29 protein-coding genes are annotated in these 24560 nt (G+C 61.9%); 18 read left to right on the forward strand and 11 right to left on the reverse strand.

Annotated features, from left to right (window positions below):
• Positions 1 to 9 precede the first annotated feature (9 nt).
• From THPRO_RS10715 to THPRO_RS10730, 4 genes are read right to left on the reverse strand one after another with little or no spacing between them, the layout of a single operon-like run.
• Entirely contained in the window at positions 10 to 1119 is a 1110-nt protein-coding gene (locus THPRO_RS10715) for a TcpQ domain-containing protein (protein ID WP_065089628.1), read from the reverse strand.
• On the reverse strand, positions 1119 to 2366 hold the full coding sequence (locus THPRO_RS10720; RefSeq protein ID WP_065089629.1) for a TrbI/VirB10 family protein: 1248 nt from the start codon (positions 2364 to 2366) through the stop codon (positions 1119 to 1121). Before THPRO_RS10720 ends, THPRO_RS10715 begins: the two co-directional genes overlap by 1 nt.
• 3 nt (positions 2367 to 2369) lie before the next feature.
• Positions 2370 to 3239, reverse strand: a complete 870-nt coding sequence (locus THPRO_RS10725) for a TrbG/VirB9 family P-type conjugative transfer protein (protein WP_052064666.1) — start codon at positions 3237 to 3239, stop codon at positions 2370 to 2372.
• A complete protein-coding gene (locus tag THPRO_RS10730) occupies positions 3239 to 3877 on the reverse strand; it encodes a type IV secretion system protein (RefSeq protein WP_161489973.1) in 639 nt (212 codons plus the stop codon). The genes THPRO_RS10725 and THPRO_RS10730 overlap by 1 nt, the downstream gene beginning before the upstream one ends.
• Positions 3878 to 4060: 183 nt before the next feature.
• On the opposite strand from THPRO_RS10730, the gene THPRO_RS10735 reads away from it, so the two are divergent.
• Together THPRO_RS10735 and THPRO_RS10740 are read left to right on the forward strand one after the other, a co-directional pair.
• Entirely contained in the window at positions 4061 to 4261 is a 201-nt protein-coding gene (locus tag THPRO_RS10735) for a hypothetical protein (RefSeq protein ID WP_038093166.1), read from the forward strand.
• Positions 4261 to 4629 carry a hypothetical protein gene (locus THPRO_RS10740; protein WP_038093164.1) on the forward strand — a complete coding sequence of 123 codons (369 nt, stop codon included), beginning with the start codon at positions 4261 to 4263 and terminating at the stop codon, positions 4627 to 4629. Before THPRO_RS10735 ends, THPRO_RS10740 begins: the two co-directional genes overlap by 1 nt.
• Before the next feature lie 172 nt (positions 4630 to 4801).
• Here THPRO_RS10740 and THPRO_RS10745 read toward each other — a convergent pair whose 3' ends face one another.
• The 6 genes from THPRO_RS10745 to THPRO_RS10770 all read right to left on the reverse strand — a co-directional run bounded on the left by THPRO_RS10745 (position 4802) and on the right by THPRO_RS10770 (position 11015).
• On the reverse strand, positions 4802 to 5938 hold the full coding sequence (locus THPRO_RS10745; protein WP_038093159.1) for a type IV secretion system protein: 1137 nt from the start codon (positions 5936 to 5938) through the stop codon (positions 4802 to 4804).
• The gene (locus THPRO_RS10750; protein ID WP_038093156.1) at positions 5935 to 6771 is read right to left on the reverse strand and encodes a hypothetical protein; all 837 of its coding nucleotides are present in this window, start codon (positions 6769 to 6771) and stop codon (positions 5935 to 5937) included. Before THPRO_RS10750 ends, THPRO_RS10745 begins: the two co-directional genes overlap by 4 nt.
• Positions 6731 to 9214 carry a VirB4 family type IV secretion system protein gene (locus THPRO_RS10755; RefSeq protein WP_038093153.1) on the reverse strand — a complete coding sequence of 828 codons (2484 nt, stop codon included), beginning with the start codon at positions 9212 to 9214 and terminating at the stop codon, positions 6731 to 6733. The genes THPRO_RS10750 and THPRO_RS10755 overlap by 41 nt, the downstream gene beginning before the upstream one ends.
• A complete protein-coding gene (locus tag THPRO_RS10760; RefSeq protein ID WP_038093150.1) occupies positions 9211 to 9510 on the reverse strand; it encodes a VirB3 family type IV secretion system protein in 300 nt (99 codons plus the stop codon). The genes THPRO_RS10755 and THPRO_RS10760 overlap by 4 nt, the downstream gene beginning before the upstream one ends.
• Before the next feature lie 3 nt (positions 9511 to 9513).
• Complete coding sequence (locus THPRO_RS10765; protein WP_161489974.1) at positions 9514 to 9918, reverse strand: TrbC/VirB2 family protein; 405 nt, start codon at positions 9916 to 9918, stop codon at positions 9514 to 9516.
• Between the two features lie 95 nt (positions 9919 to 10013).
• Positions 10014 to 11015, reverse strand: a complete 1002-nt coding sequence (locus THPRO_RS10770) for a CpaF family protein (RefSeq protein WP_161489975.1) — start codon at positions 11013 to 11015, stop codon at positions 10014 to 10016.
• Positions 11016 to 11145: 130 nt separating this feature from the next.
• Between THPRO_RS10770 and THPRO_RS10775 the strand changes: the two genes are divergently transcribed.
• The 3 genes from THPRO_RS10775 (at position 11146) to THPRO_RS10785 (ending at position 15002) form a co-directional block, all read left to right on the forward strand.
• On the forward strand, positions 11146 to 11790 hold the full coding sequence (locus THPRO_RS10775) for a ribonuclease III family protein (protein ID WP_038093142.1): 645 nt from the start codon (positions 11146 to 11148) through the stop codon (positions 11788 to 11790).
• Between the two features lie 87 nt (positions 11791 to 11877).
• Positions 11878 to 12726 (forward strand): hypothetical protein, encoded by an 849-nt coding sequence (locus THPRO_RS10780; protein WP_038093139.1) that lies wholly within the window; start codon positions 11878 to 11880, stop codon positions 12724 to 12726.
• A 713-nt stretch (positions 12727 to 13439) separates the two neighbouring features.
• Positions 13440 to 15002: a DEAD/DEAH box helicase gene (locus THPRO_RS10785; RefSeq protein WP_236717298.1), complete on the forward strand. Its 1563-nt coding sequence runs from the start codon at positions 13440 to 13442 to the stop codon at positions 15000 to 15002.
• Between the two features lie 221 nt (positions 15003 to 15223).
• On the opposite strand, the gene THPRO_RS10790 is transcribed toward THPRO_RS10785, so the two are convergent.
• Complete coding sequence (locus THPRO_RS10790; RefSeq protein ID WP_082954603.1) at positions 15224 to 15373, reverse strand: type II toxin-antitoxin system RelB/DinJ family antitoxin; 150 nt, start codon at positions 15371 to 15373, stop codon at positions 15224 to 15226.
• 853 nt (positions 15374 to 16226) lie between these two features.
• Between THPRO_RS10790 and THPRO_RS10795 the strand changes: the two genes are divergently transcribed.
• From THPRO_RS10795 to THPRO_RS10855, 13 genes are all read left to right on the forward strand, one after another.
• Positions 16227 to 17783 (forward strand): hypothetical protein, encoded by a 1557-nt coding sequence (locus THPRO_RS10795; protein ID WP_065089633.1) that lies wholly within the window; start codon positions 16227 to 16229, stop codon positions 17781 to 17783.
• A 49-nt stretch (positions 17784 to 17832) separates the two neighbouring features.
• Positions 17833 to 18450 carry a DUF6475 domain-containing protein gene (locus THPRO_RS17035; protein WP_052064664.1) on the forward strand — a complete coding sequence of 206 codons (618 nt, stop codon included), beginning with the start codon at positions 17833 to 17835 and terminating at the stop codon, positions 18448 to 18450.
• 37 nt (positions 18451 to 18487) lie between these two features.
• Positions 18488 to 19225, forward strand: coding sequence for a lytic transglycosylase domain-containing protein (locus tag THPRO_RS16335; protein ID WP_161489977.1), 738 nt, complete (start codon positions 18488 to 18490; stop codon positions 19223 to 19225).
• Positions 19226 to 19252: 27 nt separating this feature from the next.
• A complete protein-coding gene (locus THPRO_RS10810; protein ID WP_038093122.1) occupies positions 19253 to 19609 on the forward strand; it encodes a hypothetical protein in 357 nt (118 codons plus the stop codon).
• A gap of 4 nt (positions 19610 to 19613) precedes the next feature.
• Entirely contained in the window at positions 19614 to 20093 is a 480-nt protein-coding gene (locus tag THPRO_RS10815; RefSeq protein ID WP_065089634.1) for a disulfide bond formation protein B, read from the forward strand.
• Positions 20090 to 20305, forward strand: coding sequence for a hypothetical protein (locus THPRO_RS10820; protein ID WP_038093116.1), 216 nt, complete (start codon positions 20090 to 20092; stop codon positions 20303 to 20305). The genes THPRO_RS10815 and THPRO_RS10820 overlap by 4 nt, the downstream gene beginning before the upstream one ends.
• Complete coding sequence (locus tag THPRO_RS10825; RefSeq protein WP_038093114.1) at positions 20298 to 20510, forward strand: hypothetical protein; 213 nt, start codon at positions 20298 to 20300, stop codon at positions 20508 to 20510. The genes THPRO_RS10820 and THPRO_RS10825 overlap by 8 nt, the downstream gene beginning before the upstream one ends.
• Positions 20511 to 20514: 4 nt before the next feature.
• Entirely contained in the window at positions 20515 to 21339 is an 825-nt protein-coding gene (locus tag THPRO_RS10830; RefSeq protein ID WP_065089635.1) for a metallophosphoesterase, read from the forward strand.
• A gap of 206 nt (positions 21340 to 21545) precedes the next feature.
• Complete coding sequence (locus THPRO_RS10835; RefSeq protein ID WP_052064661.1) at positions 21546 to 21866, forward strand: helix-turn-helix transcriptional regulator; 321 nt, start codon at positions 21546 to 21548, stop codon at positions 21864 to 21866.
• On the forward strand, positions 21859 to 22428 hold the full coding sequence (locus tag THPRO_RS10840; protein WP_065089636.1) for a hypothetical protein: 570 nt from the start codon (positions 21859 to 21861) through the stop codon (positions 22426 to 22428). Before THPRO_RS10835 ends, THPRO_RS10840 begins: the two co-directional genes overlap by 8 nt.
• 11 nt (positions 22429 to 22439) lie before the next feature.
• Positions 22440 to 23189, forward strand: coding sequence for a DUF929 family protein (locus tag THPRO_RS10845; protein ID WP_065089637.1), 750 nt, complete (start codon positions 22440 to 22442; stop codon positions 23187 to 23189).
• A 10-nt stretch (positions 23190 to 23199) separates the two neighbouring features.
• The gene (locus tag THPRO_RS10850; RefSeq protein WP_065089638.1) at positions 23200 to 23463 is read left to right on the forward strand and encodes a hypothetical protein; all 264 of its coding nucleotides are present in this window, start codon (positions 23200 to 23202) and stop codon (positions 23461 to 23463) included.
• An 82-nt stretch (positions 23464 to 23545) separates the two neighbouring features.
• A complete protein-coding gene (locus tag THPRO_RS10855; RefSeq protein ID WP_145930838.1) occupies positions 23546 to 24556 on the forward strand; it encodes a hypothetical protein in 1011 nt (336 codons plus the stop codon).
• Positions 24557 to 24560 lie beyond the last annotated feature (4 nt).

Genomic DNA, 24560 nt, shown 5'->3' on the forward strand with positions numbered 1-24560 from the left:
CGACTCTCCTTATTCGGCGGCGCCGGCTTCGACGACGGCGACGTGATTGGCCCGATACAGCACGATGCGCACCCGGTAGCGGTCCACTATCTGGCGCAGCGTGTTGTCGAGGGTCTTGCCGGTGTAGCGCGCGGGATATTGCAGCGCGTAGTCGTTCGGGTCGCGCCACACCATCGACCAGCCCTGCCGCTTGAGGAACGCAGCGAGATCATGGGAAAGCAGATCCCCCGCGTGGGTGCGGAACACGAACGAAGTCGGAGGTTTGGGCGTCAGGTTGACCGCGGTCATCGGCGTGGATTTGAGCGGTGCGGTCGGCGCCTGCGGGCGGCCATGGCCGGGCGCAGCCTTGACCGGCGGATGAACCCTCTCGATCGGTGGATGGACGATTTTGACCGGCTTCGGCACGCGAACCTGATAACGCGCCGCGACCAGGGCGGCCTTGGCGTTGGCGCCCGGCGTCCAGCCGAGATTCGAGACCGGTGCCGCGCCATGCGCGGTCAGCCAGCCGGCCACGACGGCCGCGCGGGCGGCCCCGATCTTCGCGTTGGCCGTCATGCTGCCGCTCGCGGTCGTCTGCCCGCTCACCCGAATCCATGCGACCTGATGCGCGGCATCAAGGCGCGCGTCGAGCGCCGCCAGTCGTTGCTGATCGGCTGGCGTGAGCGCCGCGCCATGGCGGAAGGTCAGCGTCAGCTGATCCGTATGCCAGGCATACCGGGGTTTGGCGAAGCGCGCCTGATGTTCCGCCGCAAGGATGACGCCGACGCTCTTGGGCGCGACCGCGAAGACCGGTCCTTTCGAGGTATACAGGGTCCACTGGGTGGCTACCTTATCCGCGGTCCAGTAGGCGCCCTGCTTGTGAAATGGCACGTTCTTTCCGTCGCCCTTGGCTTCCAGCAGCCTTGCGTCGGCGGGCAATGCGAACCAGGTGTCGTGTTCGCCGCTGACGATCTGCGCTTTCGGGCCATGATCGCTGACGACGTGATACCCGAATACATAACCGGGTATGGCGCCGGCCGGCACTTTCGGCTGGGTCGCGGCGCAGCCGCCGAGCAGAGGAATGAGCCCCGCGGCCGCCAGGCTGCCCAGCCCGCGATGGATTACAGCGGTTCTTTTCATCATCGATTCTCCGAAGGCATGAGGATGGTTTTGTTGACGAGCACGTCGATGGCGGTCCCCGGCGGGATGACCGCGGTCGGCTGCATATTCATGTAGGGCGACAGCACCTTGCCGGCGCTGTTGGCGAAGACCTGCGCGCCTGCCTGCGCCGGCGACTGGAAGGTGCTGCCCGTGGGCGAGGTGACGGATTGCTGGGGACCTGCAGCGGCAACGCCCTGATCGAGCATCGCCACAAGCAGGGATGACCCCAGCATCGTCCAGAAATGATTGTCGACATGACCCTTGACGCCGGATGCGCCCTGTTCGCCCACGGCCTGCGAATTGCCGAGCACGATTTCTCGGCCATCCGGGAAGATCACCCGCTGGAAAGCGACCAGCACGCGGGTTTGTCCATTCGTGATCGAGGTGTCGTAACTGCCGACGAGGCGGGAACCGGCGGGCACGGCGAGGTGCCCGTTGCGCCCCCAGACGGGATTGGTCACCTGCGCGATGACCGTGCCCGGCAACTGCGTGTTGACGGCGGTGACCGTGGTGGCCGGCAGGACCACACCCGGGTAAAGCACGGCGCCCTGGAGCGGTGGCAGGACCTTGCTGATCGCCCCGTAACCGCCGTTGACCTGGGCCTCCGTCTGGGATTGCTTGAGATAGGCCTGATTGCCGTTGGCGCTGTGCGTCCGATGCCCCGCCAGTGCGGCTATCTCGCTGGCAGACGGCATCCGCGCAGGCCCCTGTAGCTGTCCGTTCGGGGCGCCGCCGCCCGCCCCCGCGTTGTACTCCGGCACGACACCGGTATTACCGGAGCCGTTTCGGCCGGTCTGGTAATCCCCGGTGAGCGCGGTCAGTGGACTGGCCGCGATGTTGCCCCGCTTGGCGGCATCATGCACATGCTCTGGCGTCGGCGTGGCGTCGGTGACGGCGTTGCCGCCCGAAGCCGAAGACGATCCGGCAGGCTTGCCGCCCCCGTGTTCGGCCTCGATCTGATTCAGGCTGTCGAGGATGCTTTTCAGCTCGGACTTGTGCGGGCTGGCCTGCGGATTGACGCCGGGCGCCTGCGCGACCGTCTGCGGCGCTGCAGGCTGTACGGGATGGTTCTTGGTGAAGAACGCCACATACAGCGCCGCGGCGACGGCAAAGCCCCCCATGAGCATGGGCAGCGTCCGCGTCGGCAGACCTCGCCCGGGTTCCTGCGTGTCGCGGGGCGGTGGCGGCGGGGCTTCTTTCTGTTCGCTCTTGCGCCAGAGGGCCATGGTTTATTGCCCCCAGACGAAACTGGACGACGTTTCAGCCGCCGGCGTCTGCGAACCGCCGCCCGACGCCTTGGCGCCTTGGCGCCAGGCAACGACGCTCCGCCCGTTCGCGCGCAGCTCGACGGCAGCGGGCGCTCCCTGCACGACGATCCAGGGGCCGCGTCGGTTGTAGTTGACGATGCCCCACTGACCGCCCTGCCATCCGAACACCACAGGCGCCGGGGCATCCTGCGGCAGGCGCAACCAGATGAAATCCGGCGTCGAGAACACTTCTGTCGGCGCGAATCGGGCGCGCCCCTTCACGCGCCAGGCGAAATTCATCTGGCTGACGTTCACGTCGGCCAAAGCGTCGGCGGAATCGCCGGACGGCGATGCTGGCGAGGACGTTCCATCTGCCGTGTGCGCGTCGGCAGACAGCGAAGGGTTCAGGGCCGCGCTTTGTTCGTTGGCCGGATTCAGCAGGACCAACGGATTTTCGGGCGTGAATTTGACGCCCTGATACCAGGCGCCCTTGTTTCGCGACACCAGCATCATCTGATAGGTGTGCGCGGAGGTGATCAGTGTCGCGGAAGTCTCGATGCCCGGCCTGACCGGTTTGATGAGAATGTTCCCGGTACCCTGCACGTAGGAGGTAATCCATTGCACGGTGTCTCCCAACTGCAAAGACACCAGATGCTCGCCCCGCGGCAGCTGGATATCGGTGCCCATCCCGGGTCTCAGGTAGAGCGTGTAGGTCTGATTGGGGTTATATACGAAGCGAACCAGGCGTGCGGACAAGGCGGACGGATAAGGCACGCCGTCCGCCTGCGCGATCGGCAACGCGCCGGACGCGGTGGTAAGCCCGAGAAGCAGAAACAGCGCGGTGCGTTTCATCAGTTGCCCTCTGCGAAATTGGTGATCAGAATGCCCAGCGGGTTATGCAGCGCGTCGGCCACCGTCTTGGGCGGATTGAAGGTGTAGCTGAGCGTGAGCGAGATCCCACGCGAACGTCCGGTCAGCTCGTCGGTCACCACGGCCGAGACGTAGGCGGTGTCGTGAGGCAGCGGGATGACTTTCTTGACCGATACGGAGACGCGCGCCGACGGATTTTCCGCCAGCGTCTTGACCGGATTGTGCTGATTCAGGAAGGTTTCTATCTGCGACACGGCGGCGCCGTGCGTCATGAAGAAGGCCTGCTCGATGTTCGCCCGGCTGATGCCGGGCATGACCTCATAGAGATCGGTGACGAATCTTCCGAGCCAGTAGACAATGGCCGCTTTCGGTGGCTTGCCGGTTGCGTTGACCGGCCCGGATGAAAGTACCTGCCCGAGATCGTTGACCCGCACCACGTACGGCTCGATTTTATGTAGCGGCACCAATGCCACGAGCGCGGCAGCTTCCGCCAGAGCGACCGCAAGAGCGACGAACATGCCGATAAAAAACCGATCGCGAGCCAGCAGCGGCGCCGCGTAACGCTCGTAGAAGGCCTGCCAGCCGAATGGGTCGAGTTGTTGCTTGTGCTTGTTGTCCATGGGCACCATGATCGGCCCATGAACACGCGGTTTTTTTCCTAAATAACTGCGTTAGGGGGGGCTTTTCACGCTTTTGCGAGCTGACCTTTGCCCAATGCCCGCGCGCGAGCGATGATTGATACCAAGTCGAGGACTTGCAAAGATTGATGGCTGACGGACTGCCCTCGTATTCGGAGGACCAATATGCCATTCAGGATCGAAGCCGATTTCCCGCTTGAAAGCGACTGGCTGCCGCCGGATGCCTTCACCCAGGTGTACGTGAGCGCAACCGAAGCGATCGATGTGGCGCTCGAAGGCGTCGAAGACCCGGCCTTTCAGGAAGTCCGCGTCGTGGATGCCGAAACTGGCGTCGTGGTCTGGCGTTCGACCGACGAGGCTGATTGATGGCCAGAGACCGCGCTTCCGATCTTACAGATGAACAGCAGCGCCGGATCGACGAGATTCTGCAGTCCGCTCCTGAACTATCCATCGACCAGCGAAACCAGGCCAGACATCACGCCGGAGAGTTTCATCCAGAACATCTTCCGGGTGCTCGTTTGTCGCGGGTTGATATCTGGACCAGCGACTGGCGCGTGTTCACACTGTCCGGGAATGCTTTTATACCCAAAGGCGCCAAAGGCACGCTGTATTTCGAGAACCCGCCGCCCGGAAAGCCCCAGGCCCTTTACGGCGTCATCAGGGACTGCCGGCCAGGCATCCGCCGCGATGATATCGAGGGCGCGAGGTTCATCGCGTGGTTCGTCTGCGTTTGACGGAGGCGGAGGTGGAGGCGGCGGCCGCACGGCCACGCTCCCCGCGAAGGTGCGGTGACCACGCAGTATCCGCCGCCATGAGCAGTCTAGCCGTTATGCCGCCCGTGGCATTGAGCAGATCATTCGTTAGCGCGAAAGCCTCTGCGTTCAGGACGAGTGATGCGAAGTTCGTCTATTTGGATTTCAACATCCCTGACAGCTGACCTATTTCCTTGCCCGCGCCGAAATCTCCCGCATGCGCGGCGCCGGCCGAAAGCTGACGCACCAGAGATGGGAGTTTCCACGAGAACCAGACCACAGCCGCGCCTGTCAACCCCAGGCCCAGCAAGGGTGACCAATTGACATGAAAATGGTGCTGACTGTAGTAAAACAAAGGTGTCGTGTTGGCTATTGGCGCAATGGCATCGCTCACCACGTAGCCTGCAATGCCCAGCACCGCGGGTCCGACGATCTGGTACATGAGGGCGTCCCATAAAAATCCGAGCCAAGAGTCGAAGGCCAGCTTCTGTGTCCAGTCGAACACCAGCATGGGAATCACGAGCGGACCCAGACCGATGGCGATGGCGAGCAAAAACATCGAGACGATGGACCAGAAAAAATAAAACAGACCGGCCACAATCATCAAAACAGCAACCACAAATATGGCAGCTTGATAAAGCCACATTTCTATCAACGTCGAAACGCCCTCGTCCATGACAACATGCCAGAGGGAGACGTTCGTCACGGGCGCAATGAACATGCTGTGTATCAGCCCGTCGCCGGTCGAAAACAGTACGCAGGAAGGGTCGCCGTAGTTGCCCTGATTCGACACACCCACCAACCCGCCCCCGATTTCCTGGAAGATGCGGATCAATGCGTGGGCGATTGGATAATAGTTTCGAAAGATCAATATCACCGCACCCAGCGTGACGAAGGTGCGTATCATACTTGACGGTTCCAGATAGGCCCCGCCCACGTCGGTCAGCATCCCGAAGCCGTACCACATCAGCGCGATAATCAGAAACGCGCGCAGCATGATGTTCCCGTAGTAAATGGCATGGCCGGCCATGGCGTTTCCGGCGGCCTGCATGTCCTGAGAAAAACCCTCCATGCCGAAAAACACATTACCGGAATACGTGTTCGCCAGGCCGCTACCGACCTGGCAATTGTACTTCGGCACGACCACATTCATCGTCGGCGCGGTGGTTTTGGTATTGGCATGAAACAGATTAAACGGATTAAACAGACTCGCCTGCGCGGTCAGCGGCGCCAGCGCGAGGCAGGCGAGCAAAAGCAGGCCGGCGAATCCGCTGCGATGCCGTGTGCTCATGGTGTACCCCCTGTGGGTTTTGGCATGTTGTTGAACATGTTGCGCAGGTAATCACTGGTGCTGCGACCGGCCTGTCCCGGATTCTGGACTCCGCTGAAAGCCTGATTCAGATTGTTTGCGGCCTGGCCTGCGGCTTTTTCCTTTTTCGCCTTCTGCAGCGCGGCATGGGATGAGTTCATCGCGGCTTCCGAAGTGAGTTTAAGCAGCGCCGCGTTCTGCGCGGTCAACGTATGGACCTGTGTATTGAGCAAATCCATGTTTCCGGCCATCCCCTTGATATGACCGATGCTCCGACCGGCGGCTTGCACGCTGTTCGCCATGGCATTCGTACGCGCCAGGTTCCGCTTGGCCGATTCGTAACCCGCGGCCGCATACCCCGCATTGCTGTTGGCCATCTGCTGTTCCTGCTGAATGTACTGCTGCGGCGTGAGGCCGGATGCGTTGTAGGCCTGATACTGCGACATCACGCTCTGATTCGTAACGCCCAGCTGTTGGTCGAACGCCTGCAGATCGCGGTAATAGGCGATAGCGTTGTTCAGCTGCGGCGAGTTCTGTCTGCCCACCTGATACATCAGCGTGTTGATTTCACTCTGCGACAGATTTTGCAGATTGATGTCGATGCCGTACTTCTGCAGCGCGTAGTTCTGCAACTGATTTTCGATGATGCGAATACTGTTCTGCGCGGACACGGTGTTCCGGGCGAAATTCCAGGGATCGAATACCGTGCTGCCGGAGGCGGCCGCATGCGCAATACCCGGGGTTCCGACCAGAACCGCAAGTCCGACCACGAGATCAATCGCGCCGCGTCTGCCTTTCCACCATTTCGTCGACATATCTCATCCTCCATTCCGGATGTCCGCTGTTCATCCAGCGTTCGAACACTTCGTCGGCCTCCGCATCGGCGCGCAGCAGCGCAATGCCTTCTGCCGGGATATCCACGCGCAGCACGCGCGTACGTCCGTCACGCACGAGTACGGTTTCGCCTTTGGGGCGGGCTTCGCCGATGATCTTCATCTGCTCGTGGGTCAATCTCAGCCCATCGGAATAGACGGACTCGAACGAGGCGATATCCGGATTGGGCAGCAGGAAGCGATTTGGCGCCGAAGCAAATCCGGTGAACGTCCTGGATTCGGCGATTTCCTTGAGCGACTGCGTGGACAGAATCAGCACGCCGTTGAGCTTGCGCAGGGTGCGCAGCCAGTCGTCGAGCTTGCGTGCGAAGGCCGGATCGTCGAGCGCGAACCAGCCTTCTTCGATATGGATGTAGACCGGAGCGCCGTCGAGCTGCTTGCCGATACGGTGGAAGGCAAGATCCATGAACGCACGCGCCGCGCGCGGGAAGCGCAAGACCTCGTCCATCGCGATCCCCACGAAGGCGCCCAGGGTCATGCCGTCAGTCTCGTGGTCGAAATAGCCGGCGTAACGGCCATCACCGATCCATTGCGCCAGGCGATCGCCGAGCCTGGCCGGCAGCAGTGCCTTGAGCGAGCGCAGGCGTCGGTCGCCGGGTTCGAGCGACTGGATGCGCCGGCAGGCCGTGGCAATCTCGTTCACGTCAACCGGCTCGAGTTCTCCGCCGTCGGGAGACAACAGCTGCACCACGAAATCCGTAGCCCAGCGCCAGTCATCGTCGCCCTCGAGTCCCGCGAAGGGATTGATGCGCATCTTGCCGCTGTCGCCGAGATAGTGGCCGCCCGCCAGCAGGATCATTTTGCGCAGCGACCGATCCTTGTCGAACACGAACACCCGACTGCGTGGGTACTGCGTCCAGCGCAGGCACATCCAGCCGCCGAGCACGCTTTTACCCATGCCGGTAGGCCCCAGGATAATGCCGTGGCCGACATCGCCGAGATGCGGCTCCAGCCAGTAGGGTTCCATGGATCGCGTGGCGAAGGTGCAAAGCGCCGGCTGCCGGCTGCCACTCATCTTGCTCAGATGCCGGGCAATCGAACTGCCCCGCGCTGGACCACGAATGGGCGCCATGTCGGCTATGGCGGCGCCCGATAGATAACTCCAACGCACGGGTTCGGCCCACTGTCCCGGCAAGGTGCCGGCCCAGGCCGAGATCTGGTGCATGCGTTCGCGCAGCACGGCGAATTCCGCGACATGGAACAACCGCGAGGCATCCGAGACCGCGCGTTCGAGCTTTTCCGCGGATTCCGCTCGCAGCACCAGCACGGGGAATGCATGTCCCGCGGAGGGCGAATTCGATAAATCGAGCAGAGCGGCGTCGGCCTCCTTGGCCTGCACGTCCTTGTCGGAATCCACCTGATCGGTTTCCACCTTCATCAGGCCTTCCTTCACGTAGCCGCCAAGACCCTTGCGCCAGTTGAGCAGGTGGCGCCGGCGCTCCTTGACCGCGCCGCGTGCGGCTTCGGTATCGAGATAGCGCGTAGCGAGCGAGAACACGCATTCACAGTCGATATCCAGAATCCGGTCAAACACGCCCGGGCCGATGGACTCCGGCCAGGCGTCAGGCACCGTCTTGATGGTCAGCGCCGCGGCATGCACCGTGCGCGTCGGTCCCGCGAAGTACATCGCGGAGGCATTCTGGTCTAGCGTACATTCGCCCAGGGTTTCATCCAGTGCCTGCAGCGCCGAGCGGGTGCGTAGCGGATGGTACGGTTCGCTGGGCGAGGCCAGCGCGTTCAGCCAGCCAAGCAGACGTTCTTCGGTCAGGCGATTGAAGCCCGCCGCGGGGAATAACGAGCCGACGCGCTCGAAGAGCGATTCGGCCTCCGAAACCCGGTCCATCAAGCGGCGGGCATCGTTTTCGAACGCGGCCTGACCCGCCAGGACATTGAGCAGCCATGGGCCGATGCCCGAGAGCAGTCCGCTGGCGCCTTCCTGTGCGATGCGTGCGACCAACGTTTCCGCAGGGGTCGGCGGCGACACCATGATCCAGAAGGCGCGGTGAGCGACATAATGGCTCTTTTTGTTCCAGGCGGCGCGCGCCGCGGCATCCACGCGGCGAGTCACCGGGTCGGAAAAGTCTCCACCCGCCCATCCGGATGACCGATCGCGGCGTACCGTCCACCAGGTCTTGATGCGATTGCCGGCGAATCCGTTGATCGCGCGTTCCAGATGCCGGGAATCGCCGGCCTGCTCTGCCGCGCCGCGGCCTTCGGAGTCGAGTCCGTGGAAACTCCATCCGGCCAGCAGGCCGCCATCCTTGCACAACACGATGCCTGGCGTCAGCGGCGCCACCCAGGGCAGCAGTTCCGACAACGCGCGGGTGGCCTTGAGCGTCTTGACGCGATCCTTTGCGGCAATCACAGCCATCCTCCCGGCCGGCGGTTTCGGCTGTCCGGGTGTGCCCAGGGTTCATAGCGATGGCCCTGCTTGGCATAGCGCAGATAGACCTTGAACATGTCAGGGTCCGCGCGATGAGCCATGCCAAGCAACCTGTGAATGCCGATGGCGGCCAGAACCCACCAATAGATATGCCCGACGACCACCAGCATGACGGCGAGCGTGAGGTTCCCGACCGCAAGCGGGTAGTCCACGCCCCACAGGACGCGACCGCCGATCAGGGCGCGCCGAATCATTGTTTTGCGCTCGCCTTCGCTCACGAATCAGCCGCCACTCTGGATGTAATTACAGGCCGCCGACCCCGAACCTGTCGCGTTGAACAGCCCGGCCCACTGGGTCGCCATCAGGATCAGCGAACCGCCAAACAGTATCTTGATGACGCTGCCGAACACGCCCTTGAGTTCGCCGAACATGAGCAGCGCGCCGAAAATGGCGATCGCAATGATCACGGCCGCGCGTCCGAAGGTGCCGGACAGAAATCCCGCGATACCGCCGAGCAGCCCGGTGAAACTGCTGAAATTGCCGCTGAATCCGCCGCAACCCATGCTGAAGGCCTGCGAGGGTTCGGACAGCGACATCAAGGTAAAGCCCGTGAGCCATACGACGGAGGGACGGGATGCCAGCGCCCACATCCCCCTTTGACAGGCGTCAACCGTTTTTCGATACATCGCTCGTTCTCCTTGGATAGGCATTTGCCAGAACGATGTTCCGCCGGCGGCACACCGCAAAGATGACGAAATAACCGCGTCACAGGCCCTTTTTCTCAATTTGCTTTGGCAATGCCCGCCTCGAAGCGGTTTTCCAGCACGAATCCGGTATCGTCCAGACCTTCCACGGCGGCCACCGCGACAACCTGCTTCTTGCGCAGGCACACCACGCCACCGACGGAAGCCGCGATCGCGGAGCGAATGGCCGACTGCGGCCAGGAGCGCGCCTCTTCGGCTTGCCCCACCAACGAAGCCAGGCGGAGCAGCGCGCCGGCGGGCGATCCCGCGTGGATGGTGGAAAAGGACCCGCCGTGTCCTGTGTTGAACGCCTGCAGCAGATCGTAGGCCTCGCGTCCCCGGATCTCGCCGAGCACGATCCGGTCGGGACGCTGGCGCAGCGCCTCGCGCAACAACGCACTCATGTCGGCCCCGCCACGCGACTCGAAGCGTACCCGGTTGGGATTCGGCACCGTCAGTTCAGGGGTGTCCTCGATGACGATCAATCGGTCCGTCGGCGCCAATTCCGCCAACAAGGCATTGATGAAGGTCGTTTTGCCCGATCCCGTCGCGCCCGCGACGAGGACGTTTCGCGATTCTTCCAGCAGGCGCAGGGTTTCCTGGCGCACGATCTCGCCGTACATCGCCAGCGAAGCCTGCATCGGTACGTGGCGTCGAATACACAGCGTCGGTCCTTCGACCGCCGCCGGTTCCAGCACCGCGCCGACCCGCAGATGCCGTCCGACGCGGGCATCCACAATCGGGCACTGATCGCCGGCATCGATGCCGGCCAGCCTGCCGAGCGCGACAATGGCCGTTTCCACAGCATCCTTGGGCAGGGTGCAGTCGACGCGCCGCATGCCGGCCCTGTCCTCGACCCAGATATCGTCATGCCGGTTGATCATGACTTCGGTCACTTCGCCCGCGAACAGGTGACTCAAGGGCATCAACAAGGCGGACAAAAGCCGTTTTGCCTCGCGCGATTCCAGGGTTTCGCCCGGCTGTGCCGTCAAGGCGTCTTCCAGTCCACCGGCAAGCTGATCGGGGTTCGGGTGCGTCATCGAAATACCTATTTCTGAACGTCTGATTTCCAGCATCGCACCGTTGTCACCCCATGTTTTCGCTGAATAACGGTTGTGAGCGCGGTTATTTGGGTCCGTGGCGGGTTGGCGCGCCCCTCATGCTGCCTGCATGCAGAACTGGATATCCCATCTCCCCGACGGACTGGCCGACGACCCGCTGTTGCGCACGGCGTTGACGCATCGTTCCGCCGGCGAGCCTCACAACGAACGACTCGAATTTCTGGGGGATGCGGTACTGGAACTGGTCGTGTCCGAATGGCTGTACCGCAAGCCCTCGCAGCTGACCGAAGGCGGCATGAGCAGGCTCCGCACCCGTCTCGTGGAACGGGATGCGTTGTGCCGGGTCGCGCAGAACATGGATCTCGCCGGACGGATCGCGCTTTCCGGCGCTCACGCGCACCCGGAGACGCCCTCGCCCCGGGTGCTGGCCGGCGCGGTGGAAGCCATCATCGGCGCGGTCTTCGAATATGCCGGGTGGGAAGCGGCGAAATCCTTCGTCATCGCCCTGCTTGCCGATGCCATGCAGCATCTGCCGGAGAACCCCGAAGACGCCAAGGACGCGAAAACGAAACTGCAGGAATGTCTGGCGCGACGCCATAAGACGGGACCGCACTATCGCACGGTGTCGACGCGCGGCGGCCAGTTCATCGTGCATTGCACGGCCGGCGGCGTCGGCGGTGTGGGCATGGGGAGTAGTCGGCAAGAAGCCGAGTTCAGCGCCGCGGCGCAGTGCCTGGAAAAGCTTGCCGGGTGATCGGTTTGCCTGTTTTTAAATTGTGGTTATAATCCTTCTGCGGTGTTGAAACCGCTATAACATGTTGGTTAATAAGGAGATCAAATAATGAAGAAAGCGCTTTTCCCCAGCGTCGCCTTGCTGGCTGTTGCCCTGGCCGGACCCGCCTATGCTTACGGCTTTTCGGATTTCTTTGGGGCTGTGCCCAACACGATTCAAGATGCGCATTCCGGCATCAATATCGGCATCGGACAGCTTTCGCAGCATTATCAGGAAACCTACAACGGTGCCTCGCTGGATTCTGAATCCGGCACGATCGACGGTCATGAGATTGGTGTTGGTGGCCAATGGAGTCATTTCGGTTTTCAGACGGATTACAGCCTGTTTTCCGGAAACACCCATTACAACGGCGCGGTGCAGAATATCCAAACGGGCACCATCACCCCGGTTCAGTCGCAGACGGGAAACAAGATCATCGACTTTGATCTCAAGTTCGATTACGGATTCTCTCCGTTGCCCGGACTTGCCGTCATGCCGGATGTGTTTTGGGGTCGCCATGCGTGGTATCGAACGCTGGGCGGGGTCGGCGGCTATCAGGAAGATTATTACAATGGTTACGATGGCGTCGGTCTGGATGTCGATTACAATCTCGGCCGCGGATTCGTGCTATCGGGAAATGTACAGTCGGGCAACACCTTCGGCGCGTACGACAATATTTATATCGGCTCCGGCACCCAGGTTGATCTTGGGAGCCATAGCTGGACTCAGGAAGGCGTCAAATTGTCTTGGATTCCGAGTAACAACTGGAATGTGTTTGTGAGCTATTCGCAAACGAAGTTTGGCTACGGCGCTTCTTCGTTGAGCACTGTGCAGACTTCGGCGGGAACCTTGTCGCTGCTTGAGCCGAACAGCACGACGCGCCAGGATGTCCTGATGCTGGGTGTTCGGGTGTTTTGATGTTGCTGGCAACCTCAAAGCGGGCTATTTTGGCCCGTTTTGAGGCATCAAAAAATCGGTACTTTGAAGCGACCTCAAAAACTGCTCTTTTTTCAATGGATTGGGAGAAGGGTTCCCCCCGTGTATGCGGGGATGAGAGGATGGGCCTGACGCATGACCCGATCGAGCTTGCGTTCCCCCCGTGTATGCGGGGATGAGAGGAATACACGGCAATGCGGTATTACAACCCGCGCTAGTTCCCCCCGTGTATGCGGGGATGAGGGAAATCTTGCGTTCATTCAACTGTCTGATAGAGTTTGAGAAACTTTTGACACTGGATGCCAATCATGTCCACCGCGGCCATTCAGCCCGGTCACGCCTTCAGGGACAACCGTTCGGTGGGTCCCTTGGCCGCGTTTGGGCTGACGCAGGCGCGACAGATACCACTCTTTCTGCCTCACCGATGGGATGATCTGCGGCGAGCCATAACACAATTAGATTTCAAGCGCGGCGATGTTGGGCAGATGGTTCTCGTGCATGGTGTATTGAGCCGAGCGCCGGTGCTCAACACTCGCCCCTACCCTCGCCTGATCGGTCAGATGCTGGATGACGACGGACGCGCGCTTGAATTCACCCTTTACGGTACGGCGGCTGATCTCGAGACGCTGCGGCTCACTTTGCCGTCAGGCTGCCGGGTGCATCTATTCGGCAAACTCGACTTCGCTGGGCGCGCATTGCGCCTCAAGGGCGCTCAGCCAGTTTCTCCTGAGTGGGTCGGCAAGCTTCGTCCCGTCTACTCTGGCAAGCAGGGTTTGGAGCCGGATGTCGTTCGCCGGTATGTGCTGAACCGACTCAAGGCGCAGGTGCCCGATGCCGCTAACTGGCTTCGCGATCAACTGGGCGAGTCGGAGATCAACGAATGGCACATGGTGTCCGGCCTTCCCATGCGGGTTCCTCTTGAGCGGGTGCTTTGGCTGGCCCATCGTCCGCGAACGCCGGACGAGGGGCGCGCGGCGCAGCAAGTGCTGGAGAGACTCGCCGCCTGGCATGCCCTGCGCGATCTGCGCGCCACGCAACATCTTGGCGTGGCCCGGTGGCATCATCCCGCCCCCTGGGAACCGCAAGCTAGGGCGCTCGGCTTCGCGCTCACGAAGGACCAGCGCACTGCCGTTGGGGAAATCCACAAGGATCTTTCCAGACTCAGGCCCATGCGCCGTCTGCTATCCGGCGACGTGGGTACCGGCAAAACGGCCGTTTTCGCGCTGGCGGCCATCTCCTCCGTGCGTGGCGGTGGGCGCGTGGCTATCCTGCTGCCGAACGAGCGACTGGCCGAGCAGGTACACGAGCGCATCATCGGCTGGTGGCCTGATGTCGCCGCTGTCTGCGTGACCGGCACAACTGAAAGTACGAGCGATTTGACGCATGCGCCATTACTGGTCGGCACGACCGCTCTGTTGCATCGCGAAACAGGCACATTCGATCTGGTCGTGGTCGACGAACAGCACAAGTTTTCCCGTGAACAGCGGGAGAAGCTCGTCGGCGACGGCACGCATCTGCTGGAAGCATCGGCAACCTGCATTCCGCGCTCCCAGGCGCTGATTCGCTTTGGCGCGCTAACGGTTTCGAAATTGCGGGACGGACCGGTCAAGAAGACCATTCATACCCGTCTCTGGCAAGCCAGCGAGCAGACCAAACTATTTCAACAGATCCGCGAAACCTGCGCATCCGGCAGTCAGGTCATCGTCGTCTACCCGCGCAAGGCCGGCGCCAAGGAACCCGGCACCGGGCGTGATCGCAAATCGGCCGAGGACATGTTTCATCTGTGGGAGCGTCATTTCCCGGGACAAGTCATGCTCTCGCATGGCGGTCTGGATCAGGACGAAAACCGAGCGGCCATGGAGACGATGAAGTCTGGCAAAGCCCGCATCCTGGTAGCCACCACGCTCGTCGAGGTAGGCATCGATCTACCGGGTGTTAGACGCCTTGTGGTGATGAACCCGGAAACGCTAGGGCTGACCCAGTTGCACCAGTTACGCGGCCGCGTGGCGCGCAACGGCGGCGAAGGCTGGTTCGATTTGTATCTATCCCGTCCGATGAAGGAAAAGACCTTGCGGCGCCTCGATGTCATAACGCGCACGACCGACGGCTTCGAGATTGCGGAAGCGGATCTGAGGCAGCGCGGCCATGGCAATCTTGCCGCCGATTCGAACCGGCAATCGGGAGACGACGGCGTGTTTCTCTTCGGGCGGCATGTCGGCTTCGATACCCTGGAAGCGGTTGCCGCGAAAATCGCTTGACGCACAGTTCAGCCGAAAAGCTCATTGTGCGAGCCAAGCCGTGCAAGTCGAAGGGCATCTGATTGACATCCTCCCCGGCATGAATGCCGGAGATTCCTATGGTGCTCAGGCGCGGCACCCTGCCGCCCCTGAGTCGCTTCGGTCATGAGATCAGCATCGAGCGTGGCGCGAATCGGCCCTTGGTCTCCCGCTTGTAGTCACGCTTGAACGCGGTGGCGCGATCAATCGTCCGCATGCAATTTCGTCATCAGGTCATCGACGCTGGCGAAGCGCTTGCCCTTCCCGGCCTCAAGCTCCGCAATTGCCTTGCGCGTGGTTGCGTTGGGAGCTTTCACGTCGAAGGGCATCCGGCGTTCATCAGCGAAGCTCATGGCAACTCTCAGGCTCGATCACGAGCCAATTAATGTAGTCGCAATACGACTACGTTGCAAAAACTGTAAACCGTCCAACGACACGCCCACCCTCACGCAAGCCTGGCCCGAACTCTGAACGGCGCCGGATGACATCTATAACCCACGCATTCATCAGGACAGGCCTCAGACGAAGCCTGCGCGCTGTTGGTGTTCTGCATAGGCGGCTTCGTGCTCCTTACGGAATGTCGATTTGTACGTTGCCACGTGTCGGCTCATGCGCGTCTACTCGCCGATTCGTTCTGATGATCTTCGCTGTGTTCGACACGCACGAACGACGTTTCAGCAAACCGTTTCGAAACGGTTTGCCTTGATACCCATACTGTTGATTTTTTTGAAAATTTCGCGCGCGCTCTTTAATAATTGAAACCGTTTCAACTGTTTCTTTGGTTTTAAGAATCAGGTCATGGGTTGGATACAGGGGTTCCAAGGGGGTGAGCGAAGCGAATCCCCCTTGGCGCCGAGCGAAGCGAGGCGGAGGGTTTTGGTTTTGACTTTGACTTTGACTTTGAATTTGACTTTGGTTTTTTTTTAACTTCTTAGGGTTAATAACTTATCGCGCGCCCGCGCACGCGCGCGCGTATCTCGCCAAGTTTCGAGATATTTAGGTATCGGGATATTTCGATATGTCGATTATTCGGTGTCTTGATGTTCATGAAGCCTGATCGGCTTGCGTTTTCCCGCAAATCGGCATGCTGGTCACGGAAATCGCGAAAAAGCCCCGGATTTGAGGTTATTCCGGCATCCGGGCGGTCATCTGCCGGTTTACAACGGTACGACCCACTGAGCGAAACCCTGACCTGGAGGTGCTTTCATGGCCGTGTCGACCTTTATGCGCAAACTCTGGACCGTTGATTTGTCGCAAGACGCCCGCTTGCTGGGCGCCTATCTTGCCACCGGGCCGCATACGGACCGGCTGAACGCGCCGCGCGTGCCACCCTGGTACGCCATCGGCGATCTCGGCCTCGACGAAAACCGCTACCGGGAGGCGCTCTCGGAACTCATATCCGCAGGACTGGTGCGCTATTGCCCGCAGACGCACCGCAATCACCTGGTCGGCATGCTCCGGCGAGCGGCGAATCCCAACGTGGCGACGGGCCGCATGCGGCTTTGGCGGGATCTGCCCGTAAGCTCGGTGGTACGGGGCAGCCTTGCCCTCGAACTGCTGGACCTCGATCGCGAGCGACTCGACGAGGTGGCCGTGCAAGCGCTGGAGAAGGCGGCGACACCCGCCCCCATCGTTCCGCCGCCATCGGGCGGCAAGACACCGGAAAAGACGGATCGGTCGGCACAGCAAGACGCTGAACAGCCGGCCGCGCCGACGGCATCGGCGCAACCCGATGCTTCGTACGCATCGTCAGTTCGGCAACCGGCCGCCGAACAACCGGGCGCGGACAGCCCCGCCCCGCGTGAACGCGACAACTCTCTACCGGCTGAAGCGGTTGCCGAGACAACGGTCGCCGTCGATGCGTCTGCGCCACCGACGGCTAGTGGCGCCAAGGGCGCGGACGAAAAGCCGTACCGGGACCCGCTGCGGCGCTACAACAGCGTCACGGTCGACGAGCCTGATCGAGCGGTACTGGCGCAGGATGTTCGTCGCCGCGCCTCTGGTATTGACCAGGATGCCCCGAAACCCGCTGCCACGCATGCCAGCAACCTGTTACGCCGTCTGATGCCGGAGGCCGCGGCCGAGTCGCCCGCTGGCAGCAACCCCGCCAGCGCGTCCCAGCCTGCCGCTACGCCGGCGCGAGCCGAACCCGAAACCGTGCAGTCTCGCGATGTCAGCCGAACCGAACACGCGGCGAGGCCGGAAACGAACCTCACGGACGCGCAACAAAAACCGACGACGACACCCGTGCAGGAATCCGTTCAAGCGCCGGAAGACTTTGTGCTGGAATCGCCGTCAACCGCCCCATCCACCTCTCGTGAAAAACCCAAGAGTCCGGCCAGCCTGACCTGGGAAGCCTACGCCGCCGCCTACGCCCAACGTTACGGCGCAGAACCCGTGCGCAACGCCAAGACGAACGGCCAGTGCGCGCATCTGGTATCGCGAATCGGCGCGGATGAAGCCCCGCAGGTCGCCCGATGGTACGTCGGGCAAGGCGGATTCTATGCGCAGCGCTGTCACCCAATGGATTTGCTCGTGAAGGATGCGGAAACGCTGCGAACCCGCTGGGCCACCAACCGTCCGGTCGATCCGGCTGGACGCCGGCGCAGCGACGACGAAGTGGCCGGCACGCTGGCGAACAAAGGCATACGCGCAGGACAAATGAGCCAACGATCGGAAGCCGCGTTGGCCGCGCTGTTCGCCGAACAGATGGACGAAATGCTGGCCCGCGAAGGGATCTCGCTCGGCGCGGCCGCGCCCTGAGTTGCGTTATCCGGGTTCCGTGCGGTAATGGCGACAGGAGGTTTTTTGAATGAATGGAAAACAGGACTTCGAGCGCTTTGCCGCCATCTGGTTCGGAACTCAGGACGCCTATGGGCGCACGCCAACGGCGGTCGAGGTGAAGCTCGCTTTTGCCGCGTTGTCGCGTTGGTCCATCGACGAGGTCACGCGGGGTATAGAGCGCCATTTCGGCAATCCGGACGGCGGCCGTTTCCCGCCCAAGCCGGCGGACATCATCCGCATGATCATGGGCGGCGGCACCGAAGATCTCGCCCTGCGGGCCTGGAGCGCGGTGGAACGCACCATCCGCAGCATCGGTCCGTATCGGTCCATCTGCGGCGGCGACCCCATCGCGTTGTGCGTGATCCGCGACATGGGAGGCTGGATCAGGTTGTGCGCTAACCAGAGCGAGCGCGAACTGGATTTTTCCGCGCGCGAGTTCGTCAAGCGCTACGCCGCCTATGTCGCCCACGGCGGCGCCGTCGAGCCGCCGGATCATTTGCCCGGCATTCAGGAGCGAGATGCGATCGCCAGTTGTTTTCCGGATCTGTGCGATGCGCCCGTGCCGATGCTGGAAGCGAGCGCTCCAGCAGATCCTGCCAGGCTCTCCGCTGACCGGGATGTTCGAACGCTGGAGGCTGGGCATTGAGATGCAAATCCGAAACTTTTCAAGCCAGGTTGCGCACATGGCGGCAACCGAACCAATGCGCAACGCTTGTTATTTGGCCGGAAGGCAGTCCGACCCGCGTCGAAACGGCCAGAGTCGGTTCGGGGCGCTGGCGAACATCGGTTTCCCGTGCCGGGGAAGACGCCTGTCTCGATTGGCTGGATACCAGCGAACTTTCGGCCTTCGCGCGGCATCGCAAGCTGGTCGCGGCCTTGGTGTTCAGATTGCCCGAGCCGGATGCCTGACGCTGGCATGGTTCGGCTTGACGATGGGTGGAGGTTCCGGCTTCGCGCAGGGCGCGCCGCTTGCGCCGCCCAGGCTCGGCCGAATGACGGCCCGATCGTTCTTGACGTGCGCGCGCGCCGAGCAGCGCATGGAGCATGTCCCCGCGCAGGTACTCGCCGGCATCGCGCGTGTCGAAGGCGGCAAGCCCGGTACCGTGCGGGTGGATGCCAACGGAACGCGCGATTTCGGGATCATGCAGGTCAACAGCGTGTGGCTTCCGCGCCTGTACCGGCGGTTCGGCATCACGCGCAGCGCGCTGCGTGACAACGTGTGCGCCAACGTGCTCGCGGCCTCCTATGTGCTGTCGCGCGATTACCGGCGCTATGGCGACTGGTGGCAAGCCGTCGAAGCGTATCACGCAGGCTATGCCCTCGGTGCCGGCGTGCAGTACGCGACGCGCGTCATGCGATTTGCGATAAACCACGGGTTCGATGCCAGCGGTCAGATCCTGCTGGCCGATGCCGGCGACTGAATTTTGAGTGAGAAGGAGAATTCTTCGATGAACGATATTGACGACGATGAAATCGGCAAGGCGGTCATCATGGCCGATGCGTCCGATGGCCCCATCAACGAACGCACGCTCGAAGCATTCGGCGAAATTTTCGCACGCCGTTTTGGGCGACACAGCTTGCTGGCGGGGCGCCATATCTCAGAGTTCGAGTACACGTTCCGCCTCGAAAACGGCAGTCTGACGATCACGGTCGTCGAACGGCGTCTCAATCCGTTCTGGCGGCTGCTGTTCATGCCGCTCATGCTGGCGCGCGGATTGCCCCCGTTGGGCTTTCTGATCCTGCGGCGCCGTCTGCTCAGCCGCGCGCTGACCGAATCCAGGGTTTTGCTGTCGCGGGAAGGGTAGCCACATGAGATTTTATGTGGGACTGGTATCGCCTCGGCGCGCATTCGACACATCCCGGCTGCTGGCCTTGTTGGGATTTGGCATCGGTTTCGTGGCCTTGGGCGCGGCCTTTTCAATGGAATGGTTCATGGGATGGCAGCCCTGTTCCCTGTGCTGGGTGCAGCGCGGCTGCCTGCTGGCGATCTGCGTCGGGCTGGGGTACCGCGGGTTTTTCGCAAAACCGTGCGCCTGGTGCAGCCGCGTGGCTTTTGTGGGCGCCCTGGGCGGACTGCTGGCCGCGTGGTTTCAATATAGCGAGGTTGGCTCCGGCGCCCCCGTATGCCCCCTGCAGATCGCTGGCGCTGCGCCGAATTGCGCCATCGCCGGCGCGCATCTTTGGCTGGGATTTCCGTTGGCCGCCTGGGGTGTCGCCGTATTCCTGGTGCAGCTGACAATCTCGACTGCCATCGAGATCGCCGGTCTGAACGATACGGGCGCGCCATGATCGATCCGCGATCCCTGTTCTTCGATGGACTGAGCGACCGCGAAATGGCGACACTGGTTTCGCTGGTCGAGGAACGCTTCAATCCCTGGGACGGCTTGTTTCGGGCGGCCTGCGATGTGCTGGCCGAGCGTTATGCTTTTGATTTATGGACACCGCGCGATGCCGGTCTGTTGGCGCGCGCGGTCATGGAAAGAGGCAATATTGATGATTGAACAGAAAACCGATGCGCGCAACCGAACCCTGCCTGCACTGGAGCGTCAGATGATCGCAGGCCCGATGCCTGCTCCAAAACCACAGGAACAGCATGACGCAGGCATTTGGTCCGAAGAACGGCAGCGCGAACTGGACCTCCTGATAGCGACGTTGAGCGCGACCCTGGCCTTTTGCGCGGGTATTACCGCTTTCTTCCTGATCTGATTCCATGCGCGTCCAGATTCTCTCCGATCTGCACCTTGAGATTGCGCTGCGAGCTGACCGGCCAAAGCCGGTTCCGGATGGGGCCGACAGTCCATTGCGCGTTGCCGATGACGCCGATTTGGTCGTCCTGGCAGGCGATATCCTTAGTGCTGCACGTCCGGATCTGATGCGCTGGCTCGGCAATGTCGCGCGGGCGGCTGATCGTCCCTTTGTGTATGTGCCCGGGAACCACGAGTTTTACGGCTGCGAATACCACGAAGCGCTTGAGAATCTTTATAGGTTTTTCTCGGGCACATCCATTTATCCGCTTCATGACGAAGCGCTCGTTATGGACGGCGTGCGTTTTCTTGGAACCACGCTCTGGAGTGATTTTGCGGCCGGTGTCGACGCTGCCGCAGGCGAGACGCAAGCAGATGCAATAGCCGTCGCCAACCGCTATCTGAACGATTCGCGCCGTATTTCAATCGATACGCCGCAGGGCAGAGTTCCCTTCGAGGCCGCTCAGGCCCTCGAGAAACACGTCGAGGCGCGTTACTTTCTCGAAACGAGTCTCGCGCAGCCTTTCGATGGCAAAACCGTGGTTGTCACGCATCATGCCCCGTGCGTCGATGCCTCCATGCACCCAGGATACCCGCTCGGGTTGTCGACGGGCGGCTTCGCCTCGGAACTATCGCATCTGCTGCCCGATGCCGATGTCTGGATATGGGGCCATACGCACGCGAATGTCGATATCCGGCACGACGAAACCCGTCTGCTCAGCAACCAGGCCGGATACCCGGGCGAGGCCGTGCCGGGTGGTTTTGATGGGCTGAAAACGATCGATATTTAAGTTCAGTACCAACCTGTTGCTATCTCCGCCCCCTCGCTAATCCCCCCGCCCTGCGGTTGTTCCTGTTGCGCTTTGCGCTATCCACTTGCGTTTCCTTGAGATCGTGGAAACTCGATTCCGACTTCCATTTCATTCTGCGCTCTTTCGCGAAAAAGGCCTTATTTCGCGGTTATTCGGGCGCAACAGCTTGTTGAAAGGATCGGATCATGCTGGACATGGGAACCGAATCAACCAACGTCGATATCCAGGCGCTCGCGGCGGCCGTCGCCGGGCTGATCGAGCCGCGCGTGCCGTTGCGCATCGACCTGTGGGGACCCGACGAGGTGGCGGCCTATCTGAAGGTGGGCCGCAGGCAGGTGGCCGAACGCTATGCCGCCCTGCCCGGCTTTCCCGCGCCGATACGCATTCCGCCGGCGCAGACCAAGGCCGCGACCGCGCAGACTGGCAAGCCACGCGGCTTGCTGCGCTGGAAAGCCGTGGAAATCATCGCCTGGGCGGAAGCCCATCGGGACAAGCGACATGGCTGATTCGGCGCAACACTGGCGCGATGACGCGCCCGAACGCGGTTTTGCCCGCTGGCTGTATCTTGCCGTCGCGAGCCGTCTGCCCTTCCGTGCCATCCGGGGAGACCAGGGCGAGCCTTACCTCGAACGCTATTATCTGGGCCGCTTTCTCGGCCAGACCTGGTACCTGCACCGTTTTCTGGCGTCCGATCCGGATCGCGGGCTGCATGACCACCCCTGGCGCGTGTCCCGTTCGCTGATCCTTTCCGGCGTCTATCTGGAAATCCGCCAGCAGGCCGGCAGCCTGTTTGAAATCCGGCGTCGGTTCTGGCCGCTGCGCATCAACCGCATCGACGGCGGAACAAGGCACCGCATCATCCTGCCGTCGGGCGGCGAAGCCTGGACCATCTTCTCTCATGGGGCTCGGACCAAGGGCTGGGGATTCTACCGGTCAGCTGCCGACGGCGGGCTGCGCTATCACCCCTACGCCATCGACGCGCGCGATCACGATCCCGACCTGTGGGAAAAGCTGCCGTCGCGGCGCAAAGGCGGCACCGGATCGCCGCAAACGAACATCAAATACTGAGGCTGATTTACATGATCAAGCGATCACTGCTCGTTTTTCTGCTGCTCCTTCCCGTTGTCGCATGGGCTTCGCCGGCTTACGACGAGCCTCTTTCCTCAGCCGTGATGCATCTGCTGCAGACCGCCTCGCAGCGAGGTCTCGTCTTGCGATCGGCGCCCGCCTACACGGCGATGCAGGCCATCGACGCCCGGCCGGCGCCGGGTAGCCCGAACGTGCGCTACGTGGGCGCCGACTTTTGCCCCTATTGCGCCGCGCTGCGTTGGCCGCTGACCATCGCCTTGATGCGCTTCGGCTCCTTTCAGGGGCTGCGCGCCATGCTGTCCAGCCCCGGCGATGTTTATCCGGATACGCCAACGCTGACCTTCGCGCAAGCTGAATTCAAGAGCCCCTATATCACCTTTTCCCCTACGGAAGTCCGTACGCGAGAAGGTCTGCCGCTACAGCCGCTGATTGGCCGCGATCGCGAGGTGTTCGCCCATTACGACACCACTCCCTATACCTCCCATGTTGGGGGGATTCCGTTCCTTTATATCGGCGGCCGATGGCTGTTGCTCGGCGCACCCGTCAACCCAGCCCTGTTCGCACATCTGACGTGGCACAAAATCGCCGGGAAGCTCGCCAACCCGAAATCCGCCCTCGCCCGCGCCGTCCTGCCGCAGGCCAATCTGATCACGGCAGCCATCTGTTCTGTCGACGGCCAGCGTCCGTCCGCCGTCTGCCAGTCCACCGGCGTGCGGCGCGCAGCCAACGTATTGCCTTGAGGTCAACGACATGTCGTACACGTCCATTTGCTCCGCGCAGGATTGGTTTTATGTCCATCGGGTCGACGGCAAGCCTGTCGTCTATCCCCTGGCGGCGTTCGGAGTCAGTAGTCTGAGCGGCCGCGTGATTGGTCTCGTTGTCGACAATTCGCTCGGAATGGGGACCGAGAAGATGCCAGCCCTCATCTCCGTGCCACCAGCAATGGATGGCAGATACAAGCACCGCGGTGAACTGACCGACGCGGAGTTGTCAGCCGCAGGGATATTCCGTTGAGCCGCTTGCGTCTTTGGGCATCCGATCAACGATCAGGATTCATCACTCAGTCACGAGGTTAATCATGCTAACGAGAACCGTTGTGAGTACCGCTCAACCCACGTCCGACCAGGGCGCAGAGGCCCCGTCGACCCTGCCTGTTTCGCGTGAAACGCTCAGCATGTCGGTCGACGCCTGGCTCAAGGTCGAAACCAATCCTCGCCAGCGCGAAACCGAGCGTCATGCCCTGTCCGCGCTCCGCGCTCACCTGGGTCAGCCGTCGCCCGTCCATGCGCGCGTATCGGCCGCGCAGCTGCCCGACGGCCGCATGATCAAGCTGGACGGTCACAGCCGCGCCTATCTGTGGGAGCGCGGGCTGCTCGAGGCGCCCGAGCGTGTTTCCGTGGATGTCTATCGCGTGCCATCGATCGATGTCGCCAAGAACCTCTATACGCATTTCGATAATCCTCGCCAGATGGAAACAGGGCGCGACCAAATTTATGGTGCCCGTCGAGAACACGACGTGCCCGCCGAATCCGCCTGCATCCGATATCTGTATGTTTCTTCGCTGCGCATGGCCGACGGCTTTGTACTGCGCCGTTTGAACGGTTCGTATCACAAAGCCGAGGTTTACGACATCATGGCCCGCTGGAAGCCGATCGTCGAGGTCGTCGACGCCGTGCGCTACCCCTGCACCAATGCCGCCATGCAGACCGCGCTGTTTCTCACCTGGCTGGTTTACGGCGGCACCCGCGTACAGCACCAGATGGCCGATTTCTGGGCGCAATTTTACCGCGGCGATAAATCTTCCGATGCGGGGCAATGGCTGCCTTCTGAGGCCTTGCGGTTCCGTATCGCGCAGGAAAAGCACATGGGCGGCGGCGGCAAGACCAACGAGCGCTGGCTGGCTTATGCCCTGGATGCCCTGGCCCGCCATCTGGCCGGCAAGACCTATCGCGGGAAGACCGAACCCGTGGGGCTCGCCCTGCCCGCCGGCCTCTCGCCGTTCAACGCCTGCATGTCCTGGCTCAACGGTGCGGACGTGCTGCTACCGGAACACTGGGACGACCTCAAGCGCCGTGTTTTCGAGGCCGGGGTCCCGGTGTTCGAATAATGAG

Source organism: Acidihalobacter prosperus, from assembly GCF_000754095.2.
GTDB lineage: Bacteria > Pseudomonadota > Gammaproteobacteria > DSM-5130 > Acidihalobacteraceae > Acidihalobacter > Acidihalobacter prosperus.

Bases quoted from the DNA above. Each gene is read 5' to 3' on its own strand.
- THPRO_RS10715 (WP_065089628.1), bottom strand. From the start codon at position 1,119: ATGAAAAGAACCGCTGTAATCCATCGCGGGCTGGGCAGCCTGGCGGCC.
- THPRO_RS10720 (WP_065089629.1), bottom strand. From the start codon at position 2,366: ATGGCCCTCTGGCGCAAGAGCGAACAGAAAGAAGCCCCGCCGCCACCG.
- THPRO_RS10725 (WP_052064666.1), bottom strand. From the start codon at position 3,239: ATGAAACGCACCGCGCTGTTTCTGCTTCTCGGGCTTACCACCGCGTCC.
- THPRO_RS10730 (WP_161489973.1), bottom strand. From the start codon at position 3,877: ATGGACAACAAGCACAAGCAACAACTCGACCCATTCGGCTGGCAGGCC.
- THPRO_RS10735 (WP_038093166.1), top strand. From the start codon at position 4,061: ATGCCATTCAGGATCGAAGCCGATTTCCCGCTTGAAAGCGACTGGCTG.
- THPRO_RS10740 (WP_038093164.1), top strand. From the start codon at position 4,261: ATGGCCAGAGACCGCGCTTCCGATCTTACAGATGAACAGCAGCGCCGG.
- THPRO_RS10745 (WP_038093159.1), bottom strand. From the start codon at position 5,938: ATGAGCACACGGCATCGCAGCGGATTCGCCGGCCTGCTTTTGCTCGCC.
- THPRO_RS10750 (WP_038093156.1), bottom strand. From the start codon at position 6,771: ATGTCGACGAAATGGTGGAAAGGCAGACGCGGCGCGATTGATCTCGTG.
- THPRO_RS10765 (WP_161489974.1), bottom strand. From the start codon at position 9,918: ATGTATCGAAAAACGGTTGACGCCTGTCAAAGGGGGATGTGGGCGCTG.
- THPRO_RS10770 (WP_161489975.1), bottom strand. From the start codon at position 11,015: ATGACGCACCCGAACCCCGATCAGCTTGCCGGTGGACTGGAAGACGCC.
- THPRO_RS10775 (WP_038093142.1), top strand. From the start codon at position 11,146: ATGCAGAACTGGATATCCCATCTCCCCGACGGACTGGCCGACGACCCG.
- THPRO_RS10780 (WP_038093139.1), top strand. From the start codon at position 11,878: ATGAAGAAAGCGCTTTTCCCCAGCGTCGCCTTGCTGGCTGTTGCCCTG.
- THPRO_RS10790 (WP_082954603.1), bottom strand. From the start codon at position 15,373: ATGAGCTTCGCTGATGAACGCCGGATGCCCTTCGACGTGAAAGCTCCC.
- THPRO_RS10795 (WP_065089633.1), top strand. From the start codon at position 16,227: ATGGCCGTGTCGACCTTTATGCGCAAACTCTGGACCGTTGATTTGTCG.
- THPRO_RS17035 (WP_052064664.1), top strand. From the start codon at position 17,833: ATGAATGGAAAACAGGACTTCGAGCGCTTTGCCGCCATCTGGTTCGGA.
- THPRO_RS16335 (WP_161489977.1), top strand. From the start codon at position 18,488: ATGGCGGCAACCGAACCAATGCGCAACGCTTGTTATTTGGCCGGAAGG.
- THPRO_RS10810 (WP_038093122.1), top strand. From the start codon at position 19,253: ATGAACGATATTGACGACGATGAAATCGGCAAGGCGGTCATCATGGCC.
- THPRO_RS10815 (WP_065089634.1), top strand. From the start codon at position 19,614: ATGAGATTTTATGTGGGACTGGTATCGCCTCGGCGCGCATTCGACACA.
- THPRO_RS10820 (WP_038093116.1), top strand. From the start codon at position 20,090: ATGATCGATCCGCGATCCCTGTTCTTCGATGGACTGAGCGACCGCGAA.
- THPRO_RS10825 (WP_038093114.1), top strand. From the start codon at position 20,298: ATGATTGAACAGAAAACCGATGCGCGCAACCGAACCCTGCCTGCACTG.
- THPRO_RS10830 (WP_065089635.1), top strand. From the start codon at position 20,515: ATGCGCGTCCAGATTCTCTCCGATCTGCACCTTGAGATTGCGCTGCGA.
- THPRO_RS10835 (WP_052064661.1), top strand. From the start codon at position 21,546: ATGCTGGACATGGGAACCGAATCAACCAACGTCGATATCCAGGCGCTC.
- THPRO_RS10840 (WP_065089636.1), top strand. From the start codon at position 21,859: ATGGCTGATTCGGCGCAACACTGGCGCGATGACGCGCCCGAACGCGGT.
- THPRO_RS10845 (WP_065089637.1), top strand. From the start codon at position 22,440: ATGATCAAGCGATCACTGCTCGTTTTTCTGCTGCTCCTTCCCGTTGTC.
- THPRO_RS10850 (WP_065089638.1), top strand. From the start codon at position 23,200: ATGTCGTACACGTCCATTTGCTCCGCGCAGGATTGGTTTTATGTCCAT.